This is a genomic window from Mesorhizobium sp. WSM4821 (genome assembly GCF_055901555.1).
Window position 1 is genome coordinate 1,027,588 of record NZ_CM148371.1, and the last position, 20,939, is coordinate 1,048,526.

20 protein-coding genes, 1 tRNA gene and 1 pseudogene are annotated in these 20,939 nt (G+C 63.3%); 14 read left to right on the plus strand and 8 right to left on the minus strand.

Annotated features, from left to right (window positions below; all coding sequences use genetic code 11):
- The first annotated feature begins 10 nt into the window (after positions 1-10).
- On the plus strand, positions 11-724 hold the full coding sequence (locus AC0NID_RS04665; RefSeq protein ID WP_473451258.1) for an NAD(P)H-dependent oxidoreductase: 714 nt from the start codon (positions 11-13) through the stop codon (positions 722-724).
- 22 nt (positions 725-746) lie between these two features.
- Positions 747-1,487 (plus strand): SDR family NAD(P)-dependent oxidoreductase, encoded by a 741-nt coding sequence (locus AC0NID_RS04670; protein ID WP_473451259.1) that lies wholly within the window; start codon positions 747-749, stop codon positions 1,485-1,487.
- A 35-nt stretch (positions 1,488-1,522) separates the two neighbouring features.
- On the opposite strand, the gene AC0NID_RS04675 is transcribed toward AC0NID_RS04670, so the two are convergent.
- Positions 1,523-2,347 carry an alpha/beta fold hydrolase gene (locus AC0NID_RS04675; RefSeq protein WP_473451260.1) on the minus strand — a complete coding sequence of 275 codons (825 nt, stop codon included), beginning with the start codon at positions 2,345-2,347 and terminating at the stop codon, positions 1,523-1,525.
- A gap of 127 nt (positions 2,348-2,474) precedes the next feature.
- A complete protein-coding gene (locus AC0NID_RS04680; protein ID WP_473451262.1) occupies positions 2,475-3,626 on the minus strand; it encodes a DJ-1/PfpI family protein in 1,152 nt (383 codons plus the stop codon).
- Between the two features lie 133 nt (positions 3,627-3,759).
- Here AC0NID_RS04680 and AC0NID_RS04685 point away from each other — a divergent pair, with 133 nt between their 5' ends.
- The gene (locus AC0NID_RS04685) at positions 3,760-4,731 is read left to right on the plus strand and encodes a GlxA family transcriptional regulator (RefSeq protein ID WP_473451264.1); all 972 of its coding nucleotides are present in this window, start codon (positions 3,760-3,762) and stop codon (positions 4,729-4,731) included.
- A 20-nt stretch (positions 4,732-4,751) separates the two neighbouring features.
- Here the strand turns inward: AC0NID_RS04685 and AC0NID_RS04690 are convergent, their stop codons facing one another.
- Positions 4,752-5,990 (minus strand): flavin-dependent oxidoreductase, encoded by a 1,239-nt coding sequence (locus AC0NID_RS04690; RefSeq protein WP_473451266.1) that lies wholly within the window; start codon positions 5,988-5,990, stop codon positions 4,752-4,754.
- Positions 5,991-6,193: 203 nt separating this feature from the next.
- Here AC0NID_RS04690 and AC0NID_RS04695 point away from each other — a divergent pair, with 203 nt between their 5' ends.
- Positions 6,194-6,586, plus strand: a complete 393-nt coding sequence (locus AC0NID_RS04695) for a GFA family protein (protein ID WP_473451268.1) — start codon at positions 6,194-6,196, stop codon at positions 6,584-6,586.
- Positions 6,587-6,696: 110 nt separating this feature from the next.
- Here the strand turns inward: AC0NID_RS04695 and AC0NID_RS04700 are convergent, their stop codons facing one another.
- Positions 6,697-8,208 carry a winged helix-turn-helix domain-containing tetratricopeptide repeat protein gene (locus AC0NID_RS04700; protein WP_473451270.1) on the minus strand — a complete coding sequence of 504 codons (1,512 nt, stop codon included), beginning with the start codon at positions 8,206-8,208 and terminating at the stop codon, positions 6,697-6,699.
- Positions 8,209-8,345: 137 nt separating this feature from the next.
- Between AC0NID_RS04700 and AC0NID_RS04705 the strand changes: the two genes are divergently transcribed.
- The gene (locus AC0NID_RS04705) at positions 8,346-8,588 is read left to right on the plus strand and encodes a DUF1127 domain-containing protein (RefSeq protein ID WP_473451272.1); all 243 of its coding nucleotides are present in this window, start codon (positions 8,346-8,348) and stop codon (positions 8,586-8,588) included.
- A gap of 129 nt (positions 8,589-8,717) precedes the next feature.
- Positions 8,718-9,578 carry an NmrA family NAD(P)-binding protein gene (locus AC0NID_RS04710; protein WP_473451274.1) on the plus strand — a complete coding sequence of 287 codons (861 nt, stop codon included), beginning with the start codon at positions 8,718-8,720 and terminating at the stop codon, positions 9,576-9,578.
- A gap of 119 nt (positions 9,579-9,697) precedes the next feature.
- On the opposite strand, the gene AC0NID_RS04715 is transcribed toward AC0NID_RS04710, so the two are convergent.
- Both AC0NID_RS04715 and AC0NID_RS04720 read right to left on the minus strand, forming a co-directional pair.
- Positions 9,698-9,774: transfer RNA gene (locus AC0NID_RS04715), tRNA-Arg, on the minus strand.
- 188 nt (positions 9,775-9,962) lie between these two features.
- Complete coding sequence (locus AC0NID_RS04720; RefSeq protein ID WP_473451276.1) at positions 9,963-11,450, minus strand: ATP-binding protein; 1,488 nt, start codon at positions 11,448-11,450, stop codon at positions 9,963-9,965.
- 289 nt (positions 11,451-11,739) lie between these two features.
- Between AC0NID_RS04720 and rpmH the strand changes: the two genes are divergently transcribed.
- The 5 genes from rpmH to yihA all read left to right on the plus strand — a co-directional run bounded on the left by rpmH (position 11,740) and on the right by yihA (position 15,641).
- On the plus strand, positions 11,740-11,874 hold the full coding sequence (gene rpmH, locus AC0NID_RS04725) for a 50S ribosomal protein L34 (protein WP_008833937.1): 135 nt from the start codon (positions 11,740-11,742) through the stop codon (positions 11,872-11,874).
- A 16-nt stretch (positions 11,875-11,890) separates the two neighbouring features.
- The gene (rnpA, locus tag AC0NID_RS04730; RefSeq protein ID WP_473451295.1) at positions 11,891-12,244 is read left to right on the plus strand and encodes a ribonuclease P protein component; all 354 of its coding nucleotides are present in this window, start codon (positions 11,891-11,893) and stop codon (positions 12,242-12,244) included.
- A gap of 13 nt (positions 12,245-12,257) precedes the next feature.
- On the plus strand, positions 12,258-14,087 hold the full coding sequence (yidC, locus tag AC0NID_RS04735; RefSeq protein ID WP_473451297.1) for a membrane protein insertase YidC: 1,830 nt from the start codon (positions 12,258-12,260) through the stop codon (positions 14,085-14,087).
- Positions 14,088-14,346: 259 nt separating this feature from the next.
- Positions 14,347-14,985: a CatB-related O-acetyltransferase gene (locus tag AC0NID_RS04740; protein WP_473451299.1), complete on the plus strand. Its 639-nt coding sequence runs from the start codon at positions 14,347-14,349 to the stop codon at positions 14,983-14,985.
- Entirely contained in the window at positions 14,982-15,641 is a 660-nt protein-coding gene (gene yihA / locus AC0NID_RS04745; protein WP_473451301.1) for a ribosome biogenesis GTP-binding protein YihA/YsxC, read from the plus strand. Before AC0NID_RS04740 ends, yihA begins: the two co-directional genes overlap by 4 nt.
- 100 nt (positions 15,642-15,741) lie before the next feature.
- Here yihA and AC0NID_RS04750 read toward each other — a convergent pair whose 3' ends face one another.
- Complete coding sequence (locus AC0NID_RS04750; RefSeq protein ID WP_473451303.1) at positions 15,742-16,503, minus strand: TetR/AcrR family transcriptional regulator; 762 nt, start codon at positions 16,501-16,503, stop codon at positions 15,742-15,744.
- A gap of 139 nt (positions 16,504-16,642) precedes the next feature.
- Between AC0NID_RS04750 and AC0NID_RS04755 the strand changes: the two genes are divergently transcribed.
- From AC0NID_RS04755 to AC0NID_RS04765, 3 genes and pseudogenes are all read left to right on the plus strand, one after another.
- Positions 16,643-17,824, plus strand: coding sequence for an HlyD family secretion protein (locus AC0NID_RS04755; RefSeq protein ID WP_473451305.1), 1,182 nt, complete (start codon positions 16,643-16,645; stop codon positions 17,822-17,824).
- An 18-nt stretch (positions 17,825-17,842) separates the two neighbouring features.
- On the plus strand, positions 17,843-19,429 hold the full coding sequence (locus AC0NID_RS04760; RefSeq protein WP_473451307.1) for a DHA2 family efflux MFS transporter permease subunit: 1,587 nt from the start codon (positions 17,843-17,845) through the stop codon (positions 19,427-19,429).
- A gap of 100 nt (positions 19,430-19,529) precedes the next feature.
- Positions 19,530-20,230, plus strand: a pseudogene (locus tag AC0NID_RS04765) (SDR family oxidoreductase); the annotation flags it as partial.
- Positions 20,231-20,372: 142 nt separating this feature from the next.
- On the opposite strand, the gene msrB reads toward AC0NID_RS04765, so the two are convergent.
- Positions 20,373-20,876 (minus strand): peptide-methionine (R)-S-oxide reductase MsrB, encoded by a 504-nt coding sequence (gene msrB, locus AC0NID_RS04770; protein ID WP_473451309.1) that lies wholly within the window; start codon positions 20,874-20,876, stop codon positions 20,373-20,375.
- Between the last annotated feature and the right edge of the window lie 63 nt (positions 20,877-20,939).

A 20,939-nucleotide genomic window follows, 5' to 3' on the forward strand; every position in this document is an offset into this window, starting at 1 on the left:
GATTGGGCTCATGGACGTTCTGATCGTCTACGCGCATCCCGAACCAACCTCGTTCAACGCGGCGCTGGTGGCGCGTGCGAAAGCCGCCCTCCGGGCCGCCGGGCACACGGTGACGGTGTCTGACCTCTACGCCGATCGCTTCGATCCGGAGGCAGGACGCCACGACTTCTCGACCGTCGCAGACCCGGATCGGTTCCATTACCAGAGCGAGCAGGCTCTGGCTGCAAGGCAAGAGGCCTTCGTTTCAGAGATCGCGCGCGAACAGGCGCGGGTCGCCGCGGCCGATCTTCTGGTTCTGCAGTTCCCGCTGTGGTGGGGTGGCCCGCCCGCAATTCTGAAAGGCTGGTTCGAGCGCGTGCTGGCCTACGGCTTCGCCTATGTCGACGGCCGGCGCTTCGACACCGGCGTTTTCAAGGGACGCCGGGCCCTGCTTTCCGTGACGACCGGCGGCACGACGGCCCGTTTCGGTCCCGATGGCGTCTATGGCGAGATCGAGAAGGTGCTGTGGCAGACGCAACGCCTCACCCTGCAATATATGGGCTATTCGGTCGAGGAGCCCTTCGTTGCCTATGGCGCGCCGCGGGTCGGCGACGAGGGTCGTGCTGCATATCTGGGCGAATTCGCCCGTCGTGTCGTCGAAGCGGCGGCGAAACCGGTGGAACGCTGGGCAGACGAGGTTCTGCTCGAAAGCGTACCGGCCGACGCCTGGGCACAGGCGCGTTGAGGCCGCGCGAGGAGGACACGTCATGAGCAAGGCTTTCGAAGGCAAGGTGGTTCTTGTGGTCGGCGGATCGCGCGGCATCGGCGCCGCGGTGTCGCGCCGCTTCGCGGGGCTGGGCGCAGCCGTCGCGATCGGCCATCGCACGGCCGGTGCGGCCGACGCGACGGTCGCCGAAATCGCCGCGGACGGCGGTCACGCGAAAAGCTTCGCCGGAGACACTTCGAAGTCCGGCGAGGCCGAGGCCATCGTGCGCGGAGCCTACGAGGCTTTCGGGCGGCTGGACGTCCTGGTCAACACGGCCGGCATCGGGCCATACCTGCCGCTGGCCAGGATCGACGAGGCTCATTACCGTTCGATCTTCGACACCAACGTGCTGGGAACGATCCTGCTTACGCAGGCAGCCGCACCTCTCCTGCCTTCGCCGGGCGGACGCATCGTCCATTTTGCGTCGCGCCTCGCCTATAACCCGATCCCGACCAGTTCCGTCTATTCCGCGTCCAAAGCGGCTGTCATCACGCTCGTCCACGGTTTCGCGCGTGAGTTGGGCCCGAAGGGCATCACCGTCAACGCGGTGGCCCCGGGTGTGATCGAAACGGACATGACGACGACGATCATCGCCGAACGCGGCGAGCAGATACGCGCCATGACGCCGCTCGGCCGCATCGGTCAGCCGGAGGATATTGCGGGTATCGTGACCTTCCTTGCCTCGGACGATGCCGGCTGGATAACCGGTCGCACGATCCTGGCGGATGGCGGCGTGAACTGATCCGGGTTTGCCGGAACAATAGACCGGTCCGGTTGCTACGGCGCGAATTGCGTCGCTGGCGACGTCGGTTGCGTGAGGAATCGCTCGATCACTTGCGCCACCTCCCGTCCCTGGCCGAGATTGTAGTGCGAATAGCCCGGAATGATTGCCAGCCGCGCGCGCGAAAACTGCGGATCGATCCAGCCCGGTTCCCGGATGCCACCGCCGAACAGGGCGAAAAACTCGGCGATGTGCTGCATCGAGACCGAATCGTGATCCGCGAAGATCAGCAGCACCGGCATGCGCAGGGCACGCACGTCCTCACGCCAGTTCCAGTCCTTCCGCATAAGCTCGCCCATACGGTCGACGAACAGCGGAAACCGGTCGGGGTGGCCGTAACCCTCGAAGATCGGTGTGGCCTTCATCTGCTCGGCGAGTGAGCTGTTGACGGCGCTCATGCCTTCCTGCGCCTCCGGGTACCAGCCGTCACGCGCAAAGGCAGTGGCGATCACGATCAGGTTGCGCACCATCGCCGGGTGCTGGATGGCCGTCCAAATCGCAGCATCAGCGCCATGGGAATAGCCGGCGACGTCGGCTTGGCTGATGCCGAGGTGGCGCAAGACCGCAGCGACGTCGTCGCCGTTTCTTTCGTGGCTCATGGGTGTGTCCCGCAGACCGGTACGGCCGTGGCCTTCGAGGTCGATGGCGATGACCTGGCGCCGCTCCGCCAGGGGCCTGGTGATTTGCGCAGTGGTCCTGATCGGCATAAGCCCGCCGGCAAGAACGACGATCGGCTCGCCCTCGCCGTAGACTTCGTAGTAGAGGCGTAGGCCTTCGGCAGCTTCGGCGTATCCATTGCTGGCAGGTTCAAGTTCTTGCATGGCGGATTCTCCTCGGAATTCCTGTGCGTGGGTCGGTGGCGTATCCGGAGGACGAAAGACCGGCGCTTCTCACGACAGCCGAATGGAACTTTTCTCAACTCGAGCCTGTTGGCGGGGCTGCGATCCGTCAGCGGATCGTTTCTTGCCGTGGATATTCCAGCTGCATGGCGACCACGCTTGTGGTGCTTTTTCCGTAACGCGCTGTGATCGCCTCGAGCGCCCGGTCGAGCGCATCCGCCGGCTTCCGATCGGAAAACGTCGGCACTTGCCGGTCTTTCGGCCAATCCCGGCCCGACCGGTCGGGGATGACGCGAATGCCGTTACGGGTCTCGACGGCATCCGGCGAGACAGAAAAGGTCGCGGCGCTCGACCGGTAGGTGCGCGACCAGGCATCGGCCACCAGTGCTAGCGACACCTCGTCCATGCCCGGCTCGAGGCGGATGCCGAACTCTTCGCGGTTCCAGAAGGCCATCCTGTTGGCAAGTACCGTAGTCGCGAACGGACGCGTAAGCTTGAACGCACTGCTTGCATGCCGCGCATTCCATCCCGCTAGGCCGAGATCACTCGCGACCGCTTCCGCCTTGGCTCGACCGGCGATTGCCTCGATCAGCGTCAGCATCATCGGCATCGACGCCGTGATGCCGGTCGTGGTTGTGACGCTGCCGTCAGATACCATGCGCCGGTCGGGCACATATTCGATCGTCGGGCTGCGCTTGAGCATCTCGCGGAGATAGTACCAATGCGTCGTCGCACGCTTGTCGTCGAGAAGGCCGGCCGCTCCGACGACCTTGGCGCCGGCGCAGATGCCGATGATCCTCGCGCCCTTCTCCGCCTGGCTTTTGAGCCAGGCGAGCGCCGCCGGATCGTCGTCGCGGCTCATGGCGGGGACGATGACGTAGTCGGCTCCATCAGGATGCGCGGCGTCGAACTGTACGATGGTCGCGTCCGGCTCGACGTTGAGCGCGGGATAGAGCTGCACCGGTCCCGGTCCGGTCGCCAGCATCACCACGTCGGCAACGTCGGCTCGCCGCAGGATGCCGGTCGGCATGAGATAATCGGTGGTCTCCGTGGCGTCGTTGATACCGATGATCGCGACGAGCGGACGCTCGCGCACTGCAGGCTTGAGCGCAGTCAGCATGGCCGCAGTCTCCTCCTGCGGAACGGGCGGCGCCTCTACGGCCGCCATCGTCGATGGCAGGCTGAACATCCAGCCGCCAAAACCCGCCAGGGAAAGGACGATGAGGGCCAAACCACCCCAGACGAAGATGGATTTCGACATCACTGCGTTTCTCCAGAAGAACGAACAGAAGCGGCTCCAGGCGACCGGCCGCGTTCCGGCGCTTCCATCTACCGGTCAAACCTAGCAGTGGAGGCCCTTGGCAGAAAGGACAAATATGCGGTAATTTCTGCCAATGCACCACGTCGCCCTCATCGTCTATCCCGGGTTCGAGTTGCTCGACATGTCGGGACCCGCATCGGTTTTCAACGGTGCCAATCGCGCCTTGAGCCAGCAAGGCAAGCCAGCCCTGTACAAGGTCTTGCTCGTATCGACGCAAGGCGGCGCTATCGAGAGCAGCAGCGGCGTCGCGGTGGAGACCCGTCCGATCACCGAGATTCGGCCGGGGGAAGTCCACACCGTGCTGGTTGTGGGGGCGGAGCGGGAGCAACTCCTGTCGGCAGTGGCGGATCCGATGCTGCGGGCAGCAATTCCAGGATTGGCGGTGAAGGCGGAACGTTTTGGTTCAGTCTGCACGGGAGGATTCTTGCTCGCCGCGCTCCGGCTGCTCGATGGTCGTCGCATCGCCACCCACTGGGACTCGTGCAAGCCATTTACCGAGAAATTCCCGTCGGTCACGGTCGATCCGGACGCGCTTTACGTGGTCGACGGACGGCTCTGGACGTCCGCCGGGGTTACCACCGGCATCGACATGGCGCTGGCGATGGTCGCGCATGATCTCGACGCGGCGATCGCTGGCGAGGTCGCGAAACGGCTGATCCTCTATGCTCGTCGCCCCGGCTACCAGTCCCAGTTCAGCCCGCTCCTGCAGGCTCAGGTGAAGGGCGACAGCCCGTTCGCCGACCTGATCGGCTGGATTCAGGCGAACCTCGACGCGCAGCTTGACGTGCCCTCGCTGGCTGCGCGCGCCGGCCTGACCGAACGAACCTTCCATCGCAAGTTTGTGGCGGCGACGGAGGAAACGCCGGCTCGCTTCGTCGAGATCGCCAGGCTCGATGCCGCGCGCATGCTGTTGTCGCGCGGGCTTTCGCTGAAGTCGGTTGCGGTACAGGTCGGCCTGTTCCCGCCTGCTCGCCTTGCGGACGCCTTCGAGCGCCGTTTCGGCGTCGCGCCGAGGCTTTTCCGCGACATGCATGCCGAGCTGTGAGAACTGGTTCCTGCCCGCCGTCACACGCGGGAACGGCTCTCGAAGCCGGCAAGGCGCGCATAGCCGCGTACGACAGCTTCCCGCTCGTCACGAGACGCGATTGCTTCGATGTCGTCAAACCCGTCCGGCGCGCGCGATTCCACCATGTCGATGACGCCCTCGGGACCGCCCCCGCGATTGGCAAGTACGATGGCCGATGTCGCCGGCCTGCGTTCCGCGTCATAAGCCGCAAGTGCGGCCTCGACCGACGTCTCGGCGACCAGATTCTCGGCGAGGCTGCGCGCATCGAGAATCGCCTGGCTCGCTCCGTTGGAACCGACCGGGTACATGGGATGGGCGGCGTCGCCCAGCAGCGTCACGCGTCCGAACGCCCATCGGTCAAGTGGGTTGCGGTCGCAATTGGGGTATTCGTAAAACGTCGGCGTCGACCGGATGATCTCGGCCGGATCGACGAAATCCAACCGGAAGCGCTCGCGCACGAAAGGCAGTACGTCCGCCAGAACCCCCGGCCGGCTCCAGTCCTCCCTGCGGAGCGGCACGGTGCCGGAAATTCCTGTCCGCGCCATCACCGCCCAATTCGTCAGGCGGGCGCCCGGCTGCGAGCCATCGGCGGCGATCGGATAAAACACGAATTTCGCGAAGTTGCCGCCGGCGATCGCCATCGCCCGGCCGTCGCGCCAGGTCGGCCAGCTTGTGCAGCCGCGCCACAGCATGACGCCGTTCCAGATGGGTGGCCCCTCTTGGGGAAAGAGACGGGCCCGTACCGTGGAGTGTATGCCGTCCGCGCCGATCAAGAGGTCGCCGGATGAGTGGGTGCGCTCGCCGTCGCGGCTGGAGAGCTCGACCACAACGCCGCCTCCCGATTGGCGAAAGCCGTCGACTTGCCAGCCGGTGCGGATAATTTCGCGGCCCAACCGTTCAATTACCGCCTTGTGGATCAGCCCGAGCAACTTGCCGCGATGTATGCTGTACTGCGGATGAAGATGCCCTGCACCGATGCCGCGCAGTTCCTGCCAAACCACTTGGCCGAATCGGTTGGCGTATATGAGCTCGCGCGTGCGAATGCCCTGAGCGTCCAGGTCCGCCTGAAGTCCGAGAGCCGCCAGTTCCTTCACGGCATGCGGCAAGATGTTGATGCCCACGCCGAGCTCGCGAATATCGCCGGCCCGCTCGAATATCTCGGCATCGATGCCGATCCTGTGCAGGAACAGGGCCGAGGTCAGCCCGCCGATGCCGCCACCGGCGATCAGCGCCTTCATGATGCCGCCTCTCTTCTTCGTCTGTCCAAGGCAGCCTATCGGCGTGGTGACGTAGCTGAAATGACATAAAGCGCGGGATATCTGCCACCTCCGGTCTTACCCGCCACGGAAGAACGACGCGTCCCCGCCCGCAGCGGGCAATTGCAATGACAGTGCCATTCGTCGTAGCCATTCCGACCGCTTGATTTTGGAGGAGACGCAGCATGAACCGATTCACCGGCGGTTGCCTGTGCGGCAACGTGCGAATTGTGGCGTCGGGACTCCCATACCGGGTCGGCCTTTGTCATTGCCTCGACTGCCGCAAGCATCATGGGGCCCTGTTTTATGCTGCCGCGGTGTTCCCTCAGGATGCGGTGACGATCGACGGCGAAACACGCGACTACGCCGGGCGGTTTTTCTGTCCCCGCTGCGGCTCGTCCGTTTTCGCACGCAACGCAGACGAAATCGAAGTGCACCTGGGGTCCCTGGATGCCCCTGACCAGCTGATGCCAACCTACGAAAGCTGGATCGTCCGTCGCGAGTCCTGGTTGCCGCCGTTTCCGCTCAAGCGGCGATACGAGCGCGATCGTGACGCTACGGGTCGCTTTGAGGAGTAGGTCGCACGTAACGGCGCGAAGGCGCCGTTACGAAGTGACAGCGACGCATGCCACGATCGACATCTCGAACCAGATGCTCGAGGACGGCGCCCTTCGATCACGCCCCCGCGTCACTCCGGAAGACCGGCCTTGCGGAAGCCGTCAATGAAATGCTCAAGCGTCGCAGGGTCGCGGAATGGCTCCGTCGTGGCCCAGTGGCAGGTTGTGAAATGGGGGTTGCCGACGAGGAACAGTTCGACCTCCGCGCGCGCCTCGTCGAGCCGGCCGAGCTGGGCAAGGCTTGCCGCCAGGAAACGGCGTGAGCTTGTCCGATAAGTCTCGTCCCCGCGCAGCGTCTCGACAGCGGCTTCGTAATCGCGCGCCGCATATTGCGCCTGGCCGAGCGTCAGATAGTACCAACTTGCCGGAAACGGGTTCAGCCGGAACGCCTTGCGAATGTGCTCAAGGCCCTCCTCGATCCGCCCGGCCAGGACCGTGATATCGGACAATGCCGCCCAGGCATCGGCCTCGTTCGGGTCGAGTTCGATCGCCTTGGCGAATTCCGCATCCGCCTCGGCGAAGCTGCGCTCATAGGCAAGCAGGTAAGCCAGCACCCAGCGGCAGCCCGCATCGTTGGGATCGATCGCCACGGCCTTGCGCGCCAGTTCCAAGGCAAGGCTACGGGAAGATTCAGTTGGTCCGCCGGAATGCACCCATCCCATCCAATGGTTCATGGCAAGCCACCGATAGGGCTCGGCGTATTCCGGGTCGAGCGAAACGGCGCGCGTGAGCATCAGATGCGCTTCCCGCGCCGTCTGCGGCTGATCATCCATCAGCTTGCGCGCCCGCACGCAGAGATCGTAAGCCTCGAGATTTTTGGGCCGATTGCGCGGCGGCGGCGGTGCGCGCAGCCGGCCGAGCAACGCCTCCACGATCTTGCCGGTGACCTCGTCCTGAACGGCAAAGATATCGTCCAGGCTGCGATCGAAGCGTTCCGCCCACAGATGATCGCCACTCACCGCGTCGACCAGTTGGGCGTTGACGCGCACGCGCCCCGCGGCGCGTCGTGCGCTCCCCTCCAGCAGGTAGCGCACGCCAAGGTCCTCGGCGATCTCGCGCACGTCCATCGCCTTTCCCTTGTAGGCAAAGGCCGAGTTGCGTGCGATGACGAACAGGCCGGAGATCCTGGACAGGTCGGTGATCAGGTCTTCGGCCAACCCATCCGCGAAGGATTCCTGCTCGGGGTCGTTGCTGACATTGACGAAGGGCAGCACGGCTATCGACGGTTTGCCGGGCAGCGGCAAAGGGTTTCGCTTCGCGCCACCGAGCTGTTCGATAGCCCCTGTGAAGCGGTAGCCGACGCGTGGGACCGTGGCGATCCATTGAACACCGTCGGTGGCCGGGCCAAGCAGCTTCCGCAGCAGCGCGATCTGGACGGTGAGGTTGCCTTCCTCGACGGCCGTGCCCGGCCACGCCGCGTCCATCAACTCGGCCTTGCCCAAGATCTCGCCGGGCCGTCCAACGAGCGCCGCAAGCAGCTTCAGCCCGCGGTAGCCAATGGCGACGGGGAGATCGTTCCGAAGGAGCGTTCCCGCACCCGGATCAAGCACGAACGGACCAAAGGCAAAGCGCGACCCCTGCATACGGCACATCTTTAGCCCGTTTGGAAGTTTTGAGAACTATTTGGGAGAGCTTAATTACGACGCTGTTCGCATCCTGCAGAATTCAACCTCTTTCAGGTCGAGGGTCCCCGGACCCTTCAAACCATATGGAGGTTGCCATGAACGATACCCTTACGGCCCCGCATCAGGCGAAGCGGCCGGGAACGCGCATAGGGCCGGCGGAAGTGTCGCGTCGGCACCTGACGACCCTGCCAAGCATTATCGCGACCTGGCGCCGGCGGATACGCTTTCGCTGGGAACTTGAGCAGATGTCGAGGGCCAATCCCCATTTGATCGACGATATCGGTCTGACGAGACGGCAGGTCGAGGAAGAAATCGCCAAGCGCTTCTGGCAACGATAAGGCTGCAATGGCACCGGATCGCGGCGCTCCGCGTCGCCGACTGCGACTGCGACGGCAAGGGAACCTTCGAGAGGGGTCGAAGCGTTATCCCGTACGCGGCACGCCGCATCATTGCTGGAGACGTAACCGATGCACATCGTTGTTGGCGGCACGGGCCATGTTGGCTCCGCCGTGGCGAAGACGCTGCTCGACGAGGGCGAAGCCGTCACTATCGTTACGCGAAGCCCTGAGAAGGCCAGCCCATGGCGACAGCGGGGCGCGGAGGTCGTCCTCGCCGACGTTCAAGACGTGACCTCGATGCACGAGGTGTTCCGGCGCGGGACGCGAGCCTTCCTGTTGAATCCGCCCGCTGACATTTCGAGCGAGACGGACCGGGAGGAACGCCGGACCGTGCGCTGCCTGCTCGAAGCGCTCGAAGGATCCGGGCTGGAGAAAGTGGTGGCGGAATCAACCATGGGCGCGCAGCCGGGCGAAGAATGCGGCGATCTCAACGTCCTTTACGAACTGGAAGTGGGCCTAAGGGACCAGCCGATCCCTGCCAGCATCATCCGCGCAGCCTACTACTACAGCAATTGGGATACGATGGTAGGGCCCGTCACGAAGGATGGGGTTCTGTCGACCATGCTCCCTGCCGACCTCAAGCTCCCCATGGTCGCGCCAGACGACCTGGGACGGGTCGCCGCGCGACTCCTGCGAGAGCCGGTCAGGCAGACAGGCATGCATCCTGTCGAGGGGCCGGAACGGTACTCCCCGAATGATGTGGCCGCGTCCTTCGCCGCCGCCCTTGGCCGGGCCGTTCGCGTCAACGTGATCCCACGCGAAACCTGGGAAGACGCATTCCGCGGTTTAGGCTTCTCCGACGCTGCGGCTCACTCATATGCGAGGATGACGGCGGCGACAATCGATGGCCCCGAATATCCCGAAGACCCAATTCGAGGATCGATCTCGCTCGAGAGCTACATCGCGCAGCGCGTTCGCGGTTCACCCTGACGCTTCCAGCGCCGATCGCCGCCTTACCGCGCTTTCTTGCCCTCGGATTATTTCCCACTTTTCGCTCGGGCGTAGTCCGGCGACAATCTTCGGTGTTGGCGTAACGGACCTGGTAAATTTGGCGCGCCCGAAGAGATTCGAACTCCTGACCCCCAGATTCGTAGTCTGGTGCTCTATCCAGCTGAGCTACGGGCGCGCAACAGGCCATACTTTGCATGGCCAGCGATCCAATCCTTAACGACCGGCCGCGATGTGACGTGTTCCCTAGCGACTGAATTTCCGAAAAGCAAGCCGATCCGCAAAAGTTTTGCTGTTCGTGTCTTGGCGAGGATCAGAAGGGGGCGAGGATCAGAAGGGGACCAAGCCAAGGCGGGCGCGGGCCCATCAGGCCGGGCGGCGCAGGCCGTTGCGAGCCTGGTCGAGCCGGACCGGCTCATCGGGGATGGTGACCGCGAATGTGGTGCGGCCACCTCTGCTTTCGACAAGCTCCACCGTGCCGCCATGGGCGCGGATCAATTCGTAGGCGATCGCCAGGCCAAGGCCGGTGCCGCCGCTGCGGGCCGAGCCGCGGAACGCCGCGAACAGGTTCTCGCGCGCCTTCGGCGGCAGGCCGGGGCCAGTGTCGGTGACTGTGATGCGGCTGACGCTGCCCAAGCGCTCGGCCGACACCGCCAACCGACGCACCACTGCACTCTCCGCGTCCGCCGCCATCGCCTGCACGGCGTTGCGGCAAAGATTGGTGAGCACGCGAAAGAGCTGATCGGAATCGGCATCCACCTCGAAGGCCAGATCGACGGCGTTGACGAATTCGATGCCGCCTTCGGTGTCGAGCAGGCCGTGGACGTCGTCGACCAGTTGGCGCAGCCTGAGCCTGCGGCGCGACGGCGGCGGCTCCTGGGTACGGCCATAGGAGAGCACGCCTTCCGAATAGGACACGGCACGATCGAGTGCGCGCAACAGTTTTGGCGCAAAGGCCTGCACGGTCGGGTCCTGGACCTGACGCAGGCGGTCCGACATCAACTGCGCCGACGCCAGGATGTTGCGCATGTCGTGATTGATCTTCGACACGGCGAGGCCAAGGTTGGCGAGGTGTTTCTGTTCGGCGAGCATCTTTTGCAGCCGCTCCTGCATCTGCGACAGCTCGCGCTCGGCGACGCCGATCTCGTCGGCGCGGGCGGCGGGCCGGATGATCCGCCCCGGGTCGTCCGGTGCCTCTGAGAAGGCCAGCATCGAGCGCGTCATCGTCCGGATCGGACCGATCATGATCAGGTCTATGGCGGCGTAGACCAGCATGGCGGTGAACAGCGAGATCAGCAGCGAGACGAAGGCGACGTTGCGCGAATAGATGAGCATGGCATTGCGCAGGCTGTGATCGGGCATGATCAGCTCGAATTCCTTGTCGCTGTCGCCGACCGGCCCGAAAACGCGCAGCATCCGCTCGCCGCCGAAAAACAGAGTGTCCAAAGCACTGGTCATGCCCTCGACCAGTCCGACATTGGCGATGTCGATATGCTCGTCGACCTGCGGCGGCATTTCAGCCACGACCAGAAGGCGCGAGACGCCGCCGTCGCGCACGGCGATCGCCTTGGCGCCGATCGCCGTCAACACGTCGTTCTGGGCGGCGCGGGAGAGCGAGGTGGGCTCTCCCTGCACCAGCACGATCGAGACGGCCGCGGCGGTGCTCAGCCTCTCCTTCAGCCAGCTCAGCTGGTAGCTGGCGATCCAGGGCAGAAAGATAAGGACCTCGGCCAGCAGCACGAAGACGATGGTGAGCAGCAGGAGCTTTGTCGATAGCCCACGCGACAAAGGCACCGTCCGGGCGTTGGCCGGCGCCCGATCGATCCTTTCTTTGGCGGATGGAACTTCAACCATGCTGTTTTGTCTTCACGATCACTTGATCAGCCAAGATTAGGCCATTGCGGCTTTTTTGCCAATTTCGTCCTTCGTCCCAACTGGGGTAAGGCCGCCAAGAGTTCCGCCATCGGCCCGACGGCCGAATGCCGGCGCCGGATTGACTTCCAAAACCCTTCTTTCTATAAGCCCGCTCACGCTCGGGCCATTCGTCCCGGCGCGGTTTCGATCGCGCCAAAACCGGCCTGGCAAAGCTCCTGTTACAGAGTGACAGAATCAAGAAGGGCCGCACCCCGCGGTATTAAAACAAATGAAGCGTACCTACCAACCGTCCAAACTCGTCCGCAAACGCCGGCACGGTTTCCGTGCCCGCATGGCCACCAAGGGTGGTCGTGGCGTCGTCGCAGCCCGCCGCAACCGCGGCCGCAAGCGGCTCAGCGCCTGAACGGAAGACGAGATCGTTGCCCGCAACCGGCAAGCCAGTGGGAGCACATCCCAAGCGGCTTCTGAAACGCGCGGAATTCCTGGCCGTCCGGCGTGGCGAAAAGCGCCGCGGGCGGCTTTTTCTCGTCGAGGTTCTTGACCGCAGCGACAGCGGCGCGCCTCGCGTCGGCTATACGGTCACCAAGAAGGTCGGCAACGCAGTCGTCCGCAACCGCATCCGGCGGCGGCTGAAGGAAGCCGTGCGCACGCAGGCAGCGGGTGACATGGCGCCTGGCAATGACTATGTCATCGTCGGGCGCGAAGATGTGCTCACCATTCCATTCGGCCAGTTGAAGGCCGAACTCTCCCGCCGACTGCGCGGAATACGATAGGCCAAGGCTTTCGATGGAAAACAACCGGAACTTCTTCATCACCATCGCGCTGTCGGTGCTGATCCTGTCGCTTTGGCAGTATTTCTACGTGCTGCCGCGCAGCGAGGCGCAACGCGAGGCGGCCCGTATCGAAGAGCAGCGGCTAGCGGAGCAGAAGAAGGCGGCCGAAAGCGCCAGTCCGGGCAGCAGTGAAACGCCGGTGCCGCAGCAAGGCGCCATTCCCAATGCACCGGGGGCCAATGCACCGGGAACCGACGGCACGACGCCGGCCAGCCGCGAGCAGGCGCTGGCGTCGACGCAGCGCATCAAGATCGACACGCCGAGCCTGGAAGGCTCGATCAACCTCACCGGCGCCCGTCTCGACGACCTCAAGCTCAAGCACTACACGCTGACGGTCGACAAGAACTCGCCCGAGATCGAACTGCTCAACCCGGCGGCGCTGCCCACTGGCTACTATGCCGAGATCGGTTTTGTCGGCAGCGACAAGATCGGCACGCTGCCAGGGCCGGCAACGGTGTGGACCGTCGAGGGCAATGCGACGCTGACGCCGGCGACCCCGGTCACGCTGACCTTCACCAACGACAAGGGCCTGACCTTCAAGCGCACCTTCTCCGTCGACAGCGACTACATGTTCACGGTCTCGGACACGGTGCAGAATTCGGGTTCGGTCGCCGTCACCCTGTCGAACTACGGCCGTGTCACCCGCTTCGACAAGCCTGCCGTTGCCAGCATCTATGTGCTGCATGAAGGGCTGATCGGCGTCACCGGCACCGAAGGCCTGCAGGAACACAAATACGCGGCCGTCGAGGAGGACAAGCAGTACACGCCGGGCAAGTCGACCGATGGCTGGCTGGGCATTACCGACAAATACTGGGCGGTGACGCTGGTGCCGACCGAGAAGCAGCCGTTCCAGCCGCATTACGCCTATTTCGACAACGGCCGCCCGCGCTACCAGGCCGACTTCCTCACCGACCCGATCACCGTTAATGCCGGCCAGTCGGCGACGGTCGAGACCGAAATCTTCGCCGGCGCCAAGGAAGTCGCCAAGGTCAACGCCTATGCGCAGGACCGCAACATCAGGCTGTTCGACCGTTTGATCGACTGGGGATGGTTCATCTGGATCACCAAGCCGATGTTCTATCTGATCGACACGATGTACAAATTCTTCGGCAATTTCGGCCTTGCCATCCTCGCCACTACCGTCGTCGTCAAGGCCGTCTTCTTTCCGCTCGCCAACAAGTCCTACGCGTCGATGGCGAACATGAAGAAGGTGCAGCCCAAGATGCTGGAGATCCGCGAGAAATACGCGGACGACAAGATGAAGCAGCAACAGGCGATGATGGAGCTCTACAAGACCGAAAAGATCAATCCGCTCGCCGGCTGCTGGCCGGTGGCGCTGCAGATCCCGGTCTTCTTTGCGCTCTACAAGGTGCTCTACATCACCATCGAGATGCGGCATGCACCGTTCTTCGGCTGGATCCAGGATCTCGCGGCGCCCGACCCGACTTCGCTCTTCAACCTGTTCGGCCTCATACCGATCGCTCTGCCGGACATGTTGATGATCGGCGTTTGGCCGTTGATCATGGGCGTGACCATGTTCCTGCAAATGCGCATGAACCCGACGCCGCCAGACCCGACGCAGGCCATGATCTTCACCTGGATGCCGGTGGTCTTCACGTTCATGATGGCGGGCTTTCCGGCCGGCCTCGTCATCTACTGGGCCTGGAACAATCTGCTTTCGATCATCCAGCAAGGCGTCATCATGAAGCGCCAGGGCGCCAAGATCGAGTTGTGGGACAATCTGGTCGCGCTCTTCCGGAAGAAACCGTCGCCGGCGGAATAGCCGGCGCTCCCCTTTTTGCGAATGCAGGAAAGCCCCGGCCCGACCGGGGCTTCTTAGCACAAGCCGAGCCACCAGCGAACGGCGAACCAGCCGACCTGGCGGTAGACGCCGCCGCGACACATCCCTATAAGCTCGCTCTCGTTTCAGGAGCGCTCCGTCGATGAGCAGGTAAGGATGATCCGCTCCGCACGCGGTTGGTGCTGCCGGTGGGATCGCGCTATTTTGACCTTGCCTGTTATTCGCCGATGGAGCCAAGACCATGATCGGACCCAACCCCAACATCAAACACCCGATCCCGATGCATACGCGCGTCGGTTTCCTGAAGGGATTGGTCACGGCGCCCAACATTGAGATCGGCGACTTCACCTATTATGACGATCCGGATGGGCCGGACAAATTCGCCGAGCGATGCGTGCTGCATCATTATCCGTTCATCGGCGACCGGCTGATCATTGGCAAGTTCTGCGCCATCGCCGAGGGCGCGCGCTTCATCATGAACGGCGCCAATCATGCCATGTCCGGCTTTTCGACCTATCCGTTCAACATCTTCGGTCATGGCTGGGAAGAGGGTTTCGACCCGGCGACCTGGTCGAAGGAATTGCGCGGCGACACAGTGGTCGGCAATGATGTATGGATCGGCATGGAAGCGGTGATCCTGCCCGGCGTAACGATCGGCCATGGCGCCATCGTTGCGGCAAAATCGGTGGTGACGCATGACGTGCCACCCTATGCGATCGTCGCCGGCAATGCGGCCAAGGTGGTGAAGATGCGCTTCGACGACAGGACCATCTGGCGGCTTTTGGCGGTGTCGTGGTGGGATTGGCCGGTGGAAAAGATCAGCCGCAGCCTCAATGCCATTCGTGGCGCCGATATTTCTCTTCTGGAGGCAGCGGTTTGAACGCGTTGAACAAGACCGTGATCGGCACCGAGCTGTTCACACGGCCGTGGGTCTTCATCCGCGGTGTGCCGGCGATGAAGTTCCTGCCGCCGGAAGGGCCACCGGAAATCGCCTTTGCCGGCCGCTCGAACGTCGGCAAATCGTCGCTGATCAACGCCCTGGTCAATCAGAAGGGGCTGGCGCGCACGTCCAACACGCCAGGGCGGACGCAGGAACTCAACTATTTCGTTCCGGATGGATTTTCCGGCGAAGGCGCCGATCTGCCGCCGATGGCGCTGGTCGACATGCCGGGGTATGGCTACGCCACCGCGCCCAAGGAAAAGGTCGACGACTGGACGAAACTCGTGTTCGACTATCTCAAGGGCCGCGTCACGCTGAAGCGCGTCTACGTGCTGATCGACGCCCGCCATGGCATCAAGGCCAAGGATGACGAAGTGCTGTCGCTGCTCGACAAGGCGGCGGTCTCCTATCAGATCGTGCTGACCAAGACCGACAAGATCAAGGCGGCCGGTGTGCCGCGGCTGATCGAAGAAACGCTTGCGAAGATCAAGAAGCGGCCGGCCGCGTTTCCGTTCGTTCTCGCCACGTCTTCGGAAAAGACCGAGGGCCTCGAGGAATTGCGCTCGGCGATCGTGCTGGCGGCCAATGGCGGCTAAAGCGCGTCGCGTTTGACCGGCCTCATTGACGCGCTTTAGGTTGTTGCTTTTATGCATGTCGTTATCGCAAAAACCGCTGCACACTTTTGCGCGACATGCATTAGGATTTCGCCTCCAGTGCAATTGTCTGTGTGCCTTCCTCCGTGGCAAGCCTTTCGGTGCCGTAAGCCTTCAGGAACATGCCGACGCCAGACCTGACGATGTGGTCGATTTCATCCTGGCTCGGGGCTTTGGTGCGGTAAGCGAATATGCACTGACGGAAAAGGCCTGCCAGGCACAGTTCGGTAAACTGATAAGCGGCAAGATCGACATCGTCGATCCGCAGCAGGCCGCGCTCGATGGCGGCATTGAGAAAGGCCACCATCCTGTCGTGGCCACGTTTCGGGCCGCGTTCGTAAAAACGCGCGCCCATGTCGGGAATCCTGTCGGACGCGCCGATCACCGTACGCTGCGCCTGGATGACTTTGGCCGACGTGATCTTGAGGGACAGCACCTTGCCGAACTTCACCAGCGTCTCGCGAAGGTCGTCGGCGCGGTCGAGCATATCGTACATGTTCTTGAAAATCGTGCCGCGCTCTTCCTCGATCAGCGCCTCGAACAGCTCTTCCTTGTTGGCGAAGTAGACATAGATCGTACCCTTGGAGACGCCGGCCTCGCGGGTGATGTCATTCATCGATGCCGCTTCGAAGCCCTTGTCGATGAAGACACGTCGCGCGCCGTCGATGATCTGGCTGCGCTTGACCGGATCCTGTCCCGCTGCCGGGCGGCCGCGACGCAGGCTGTCCAGCAAATCGCACGGGTCCTTGCCAGAGTCAGACAGTGGGCCAGAGTCAGGCGATGGGCCAGCGTCAGGGTCGGTCATAAGGTCACACCTTGAAAAATATTCGAACCGATCGGTTCGATCACCCTTGATATGGGCCTCTCTCCGCGCTAAGTCAATGTTCACATCGAACCGAACGGTTCAGTCTGACTGCTCCAGAGATGTTCCCAGAGAGATCCCAATGTCCTCGAACGCGCCTGTCACCGCCGAAGTCCGTCCATTCCCCAATGCCAAGGTTGCGCCAGCTACCGAGGCGCCGAACGCACCGACTGTGCCCGCTATCAGCCCTGCGGCTGAGGCGCCGGCCAAAAAGAAACGTACGGCTCGCTCCTTTCTGTTGCCGATCATCGCGCTTGGCCTGCTGGGCGCAGGCGCCTGGTATGGCTACGACTACTGGACCGACGGGCGCTTCATGATCTCAACGGACGACGCCTATGTCCAGGCCGACATGGCGTTCATTTCGCCGAAAATCTCCGGCTATGTCGATCAGGTCAAGGTGACCGACAACCAGCAGGTGAAAGCCGGCGACCCGTTGCTGGTCGTCGACAACGGCGACTACAAAATAGCGGTTGCGCAGGCAGAGGCGCAGATCGCCACGCTGACCAAGACGCTCGACCGCATCGACGCGCAGACCAAGGCAGCGGAGGCTTCGCTGCAGCAGGCGCAGGCGCAAAAGACCGCCGACGAGGCTGCCGCGAACAATGCCGCGCGCGCCCAGCAGCGCGCCGCGCAACTGCTCAAGACGCATGTCGGCACACAGGCGCAGCTCGACGACGCCCAGACCGCCCTCGATCAGGCCAAGGCAGCGCTTGTCGGCGCGGACGCGCGGATCGCGGCGGCCCAGGCCAATATCGGCGTGCTGCAGGCCCAGCGCGCGGAGACGGCAAGCACGCTGGCGTCGTTGCAGCTCAGCCGCGACAAGGCCGCTCGCGACCTATCCTTCACCGTGCTACGCGCGCCCTATGACGGTGTGGTGGGCAACCGCTCCGTCGAGCAGGGCGACCTGATCAGCCCCGGACAGAAGCTCGCCGTCATCGTGCCGACGGACAAGCTCTATATCGTCGCCAATTTCAAGGAGACCCAGCTTGCCCGGCTGGTGCCTGGCGAAAAGGTCAGGATTTCGGTCGACGCGATCGACGGTGAGGATTTCGAAGGCACCGTCTCGTCGCTGGCGCCGGCCTCCGGCGCGGTGTTCTCGCTGCTGCCGCCGGAAAACGCCACCGGCAATTTCACCAAGGTCGTGCAGCGCGTCCCGGTTCGCATCGATGTGCCGGCAGACGTGTTGAAGACAGGCAAGCTGCGCGCGGGCTTGAGCGTCGTCGTCGCCGTCGACAGCCGCACCGCACCTTCGGCGTCGAAGTAAGCGGCTCGGAGCAGCGTCATGGCGACCGCAACCCTGACCGCGGGATCGGCGCCGGTCAAGCCGGTCAATCACATCGAGCCGCGCCGCGTCATCGCGTTCCTGGCGATGGTGTTCGGCATGTTCATGGCGATCCTGGACATCCAGATCGTTTCGGCCTCCTTGTCCGAGATCCAGGCGGGCTTGAGCGCCAGCTCCGACGAAATCCCCTGGGTGCAGACTGCCTATCTGATTGCCGAAGTCATCATGATCCCGCTGTCCGGTTTTCTCAGCCGGATGCTGTCGACGCGTGTGCTGTTCACCGTCTCCGCGGCCGGCTTTACCGCCGCGAGCGCACTTGCGGCGACCGCCACGAATATCGACCAGATGATCGTCTACCGCGCCATCCAGGGCTTCATCGGCGGCGGCATGATTCCGAGCGTGTTCGCTGCCGCCTTCACCATCTTCCCGCCGTCACGCCGGGCCATGGTGTCGCCGATGATCGGGCTGGTGGCGACGCTGGCGCCGACCATCGGCCCGACCGTCGGCGGCTATATCAGTCATGCGATGTCCTGGCACTGGCTGTTCCTGATCAATGTGGTGCCCGGCATCCTGGTGACCGCCGCGGCGTGGTCGCTGATCGATTTCGACAAGCCCGATCTCAGCCTGTTCCGCAAGTTCGACTGGTGGGGCCTTGCCGGCATGGCGGCCTTCCTCGGTTCGCTGGAATATGTGCTTGAGGAAGGCCCGAACAACGACTGGCTTCAGGACCAGGCGGTCTTTATCTGCGCCATCCTGATGACGGCCGGCGCGGTGCTGTTCTTCTGGCGCGCCTTCACCGCCGAGGAACCGATCGTCGACCTAAAGGCTTTCACCAACGTCAACTTCGCCTTCGGCTCGCTGTTCTCCTTCGTCATCGGCGTCGGTCTCTACGGCCTGACGTATCTCTATCCGGTATACCTCGGGCGAATCCGCGGCTACGATTCCCTGATGATCGGCGAGGCGCTGTTCGTCAGCGGCCTCGCCATGTTCGCCACCGCGCCCATTTCCGGCATCCTGTCGCGCAAGATGGATCCGCGGCTGATGATGATGATCGGCTTTTTCGGCTTCGCTGCCGGCACCTGGCGCATGACCAATCTAACCGCCGACTGGGATTTCTGGGAGCTTTTGGTGCCGCAGATCCTGCGTGGCGCCTCGATGATGCTGTGCATGGTGCCGATCAATAACATCGCGCTGGGAACGCTGCCGCCCGACCGGCTTAAGAATGCATCAGGCCTGTTCAATCTCACCCGCAATCTCGGCGGCGCCGTCGGCCTTGCCGTCATCAACACCGTGCTGATCGACCGCAACGCCTTTCACTACGCAAGGCTGGCCGAGCATGTGCAATGGGGCAGTGCCGAGGCGCAGACCAAACTGCAGAACATGACGCTCGACTTCCAGCAGAATGCCGGCCTGGACGCCTCCAAGGCGGCGATTTCCAAACTGTCCGCCATGGTCCAGCAGCAGGCGTCGCTGCTGTCCTTCATGGACGTGTTCTACCTCTTGACGGCGCTGTTCGCCACGCTGGCGATCTTCGTCTTGTTCATCAGCAAGCCGGCGGAACCGGGCGGCGGAGGCGGCGGACACTGATTGGTGGATTGAATATCATCGCTCGGTGCGGACGTCTGCTGCATGGCGTTGCCGGAAGCCGATAGGCGCCATCCTACCTGGTTTCGGCTAGAGTTTCGGCCTGATTCTCGGCGCGACCGGCTTCATCGGTTCCGCCGTTACAAGAAAACTCGTGGACGAAGACCATCAGGTCACGGGGCTTGGGCGTGATCCCGCGCGTGCCGCGCTGAAGATGCCGCATGTTCGCTGGCTGGCTGCTGATCTTGCCGGCATGACGCAGAGTGACAATTGGAAGCAAGTGTTGGATGGCCAGCACATTGTCGTCAATTGCGCCGGCGCGCTGCAGGATGGGCTTTTCGACGATCTGTATGCCACTCAGGAAAGGGCGATGGGCGCTCTACGAGACAGCGCGGGATCGGGAACTGCTGATCGTCCAGATATCGGCGGAAACAGAAAACCCTGGCCGTGACATCGCCGTCCTTGGCACCAAGCGGCAGGCAGACGCTGCTCTCGCCGCAAGCGGCATACCTTATGTCATCCTTCGTCCGGCGCTTGTCCTCGGCCGCAATGCGCATGGTGGCTCCGCGTTGCTAAGGGCTCTCGCAGCCTTTCCATTGGCGATCCCGCTGGCTTATGCCAACAGCCGCGTCACGACAGTTGCCCTTGACGATGTTGCGAGCGCCGTCAGCGCGGCCATTCAGGGCACCTTGCCACCCGGATCCCGATGTTGCTCTCGGCAGCGATGAAAGCCTCACGCTGAAGGAACTGATCCGCTTGCGCGACATGGCAAGGTACGCAACCGCCGAGGCGACAACCCTGCCGCCCGGCTTCTATTGCATCTGGTTTGTTTTCGGCTTCCAGCCTTTTTCGCGGTAATCGCGATCTTTTGGCTGATGTTGACCAAACCCACCATCACCCTGTTCAGCCTCGACTAGGGCTAAGGTCAGGAGACAGCCTGGATGCGTCAGGCGGCGGCTGGCTTGAAGGTCAGGGCGACGCCGTTGATGCAATGGCGCAAGCCGGTCGGCGGCGGGCCGTCGTCGAAGACATGGCCGAGATGGCCGCCGCAACGGCGGCAGTGGACCTCGGTTCGGGTCATCCCGAGAGACCTGTCCACGGTCTCGCCGACAGCATCGGGAATCTCCTGCCAGAAGCTCGGCCAGCCGGTGCCGGAATCGAACTTGGTCTCGGAGGAGTAGAGCGGCAGGTCGCAGCCGGCGCAGGCGAAGATGCCCTTGCGGTGTTCGTTGAGCAGCGGGCTGGTGCCCGGATATTCGGTGCCTTCCTTGCGCAGCACGTTGAAAGCCGCGTCTGACAGGATGGCGCGCCACTCGGCCTCGGTCTTGGTAACCTCGAAGGTTTCGGCCGCGCGTGCATCCTGCGGTCCGCCCATCCGCCAGAGCGCGGTGCTGCCTGTAACGACACCAATGGCGGCCGCGCCGCATAAAAGGAGATCGCGACGATTCATGACCATTCCTCCTGTTATTTCTATGCCAGTTTCGACCGCCATACGGAAATCAAAAGCCGGTGA